At 54.2% G+C, this 860-nt stretch carries 1 protein-coding gene; it reads left to right on the top strand.

Features of this window, described 5'->3' with window-relative positions; genetic code table 11:
* Positions 1-5: 5 nt before the first annotated feature.
* Positions 6-695 (top strand): tRNA/rRNA methyltransferase, encoded by a 690-nt coding sequence (locus QMM04_RS22835; protein ID WP_224932427.1) that lies wholly within the window; start codon positions 6-8, stop codon positions 693-695.
* The last annotated feature ends 165 nt before the right edge of the window (positions 696-860 follow it).

Genomic DNA, 860 nt, shown 5'->3' with positions numbered 1-860 from the left:
AAATCATGCATTTCCCCCTGATCCTTGTCTCACCCGCCCGTCCGGAAAATATCGGTGCGGCCGCTCGTGCCATGAAAACCATGGGTTTTAGCGAACTGCGCATTGTCGCCAGTGACGCCTGGCAAGACCCGGCTGCGCGTCGCGTTGCACACGGTGCCGGGGAGATTCTTGATAACGTCAAAACCTACGCCACGCTGAGTGAGGCGTTGGCCGATGTCGATTTCTCGGTCGCTACCACCGCACGCAGTCGTGCGAAGTTTCGCTATTACGCCACGCCCGAACAGGTTGAAACCATTCTGCAGGAGAAACGTCAGTGGCTGAGTCGTATCGCGCTGGTGTTTGGACGTGAGGACAGTGGCTTAACCAATGAAGAGCTGGATCAGGTCGATCTGCTGACCGGCATTCCGATGGCCAATGATTACCCTTCGCTCAACCTCGGGCAGGCAGTGATGGTGTACTGCTATCAGCTGTCGGCGCTGAATCAGGTGGCGGCAGAAGTAAAAGAAGTGGCCAACGAACATCAGCTGCAGGCGCTGCGCGAACGCTTCCATCAACTGCTGGTGAAGCTGGATGTCAGCGACGATGCCAAAATGGCGGACTGGATCGATCAGCGTATCGGCCTGCTGGAGCAGCGCGATAGTGCCATGCTGCATCGCCTGCTGCACGACGTAGAAAAAAAACTTATAGATAAATAATCGGTGAATATCGGATTTAATAGTGACAGATCGGGAAACAGGGCGTTCTGTCGAACGATCCCGATATGATTTGTGCCCAGAAACCGAACTCTGCGCAGCAGTGGTTAAACCGTGGCTAAGACAAATTCGTTGACTTAACGTGCGCTTTGCTTTACTTCTGGAAGG

This window comes from Pantoea sp. Pa-EAmG (genome assembly GCF_030024295.1).
Classification (GTDB): domain Bacteria; phylum Pseudomonadota; class Gammaproteobacteria; order Enterobacterales; family Enterobacteriaceae; genus Pantoea; species Pantoea dispersa.
The sequence above is the reverse complement of the archived record's forward strand: the minus strand, read 5'-3'. Positions and strand labels throughout refer to the sequence as shown.

Excerpts from the sequence above, each read along its gene's own strand:
- QMM04_RS22835 (WP_224932427.1), top strand. The coding sequence starts at position 6 with ATGCATTTCCCCCTGATCCTTGTCTCACCCGCCCGTCCGGAAAATATC.